General features: G+C 61.8%; 1 protein-coding gene. It reads right to left on the bottom strand.

Annotation, left to right across the window (positions count from 1 at the left end; all coding sequences use genetic code 11):
* The coding region (locus Q0341_RS04730) for an AMP-binding protein (protein ID WP_366522669.1) at positions 1 to 1,157 on the bottom strand (1,157 nt) is incomplete at both ends.

The following is a 1,157-nucleotide window of genomic DNA, read 5'->3' as shown; positions in this document are numbered from 1 at the left end:
CCCAGCGCCAAATACCAGCGCACCAAATCAGGGGAAATGGGGGCCGCGCCCGTCACCAAAAAACGCGCGCGGTGGATGCCGATCATCTTGCGCACGTTGTTCAGCGCCAGCAACCGGGCCACATGAAAGCGCAGCTTGAGGCTGGCGGGCACCGGCTTGTGCGCCAGAACCAAATCGGCCACCTGCTGGCCCACACCAATGGACCAGCCATACACCGCTTGCTGCAAGCCGCCCGCTTCTTTCAGCGCGATCATCACGCCCGAGTAAAATTTTTCCCAAACGCGGGGCACGGCCGTGAACACGGTGGGCGCGATCTCGCGAACGTTTTCGGGCACGGTTTCGGGGTTCTCTACAAAGTTGAGTTTGGCCCCGGTGTACATCGAGAAATACTCACCGCCCATGCGCTCGGCGATGTGGCACAGCGGCAAGAAGCACATGCATTCGTCGCGCTCGTCGCGGGCAATCAGGGTGTTGTAGCCGCGCACGGTGTAGACCAGCCCGTGGTGGCTGTGCATGCCGCCCTTGGGTTTGCCGGTAGTGCCTGAGGTGTAGACCAAAATGGCCAGCTCTTCGGGCTTGCAAGCAGCGCTGCGCTGCGCGAGCAAATCGGGGTGTTGCTGGGCGTGTTCGCGGCCCAGGGCTTGCAGCTGCTTCAAGCTGATCACCATGGGGTCATGGAAGTCACGCAGACCCTCCATGTCGAACACCACGATCTTTTGCAGCAAGGGCAAGGTGTCGCGCACGGCCAAGGCTTTGTCGAGCTGCTCGTCGTCTTCGACAAACAGCACGCGGGTGCCAGAGTCTTCGCACAGGTAATGCACCTGCTCGGCCGCGTCGGTTGGGTAGATGCCGTTGGACACGCCACCGGCACTCAGCACGGCCAAGTCGCACAGCACCCATTCAATGTTGGTGTTGGACAGGATGGAGGCGGTGTGCCGCGCCTCAAAACCCAGCGCCATCAGGCCGTGGCCGATCTCACGCACGGCTTGCGCGGTCTCGTTCCAAGTCCAGCTGCGCCAGATGCCAAAGTCTTTTTGGCGCATCCAGACATTGGGGCCGCGAGCGGCCACTGCGTTCCAGAAGATGGCGGGAATGGTCTCGCCCGCCATGACGACATTTTTTTGCGGCGCAATGCCGGAGGTGTCCCAGAGTTGGCT

The organism is uncultured Limnohabitans sp. (genome assembly GCF_937889215.1).
GTDB lineage: Bacteria > Pseudomonadota > Gammaproteobacteria > Burkholderiales > Burkholderiaceae_C > Limnohabitans_A.
The sequence above is the reverse complement of the archived record's forward strand: the minus strand, read 5'-3'. Positions and strand labels throughout refer to the sequence as shown.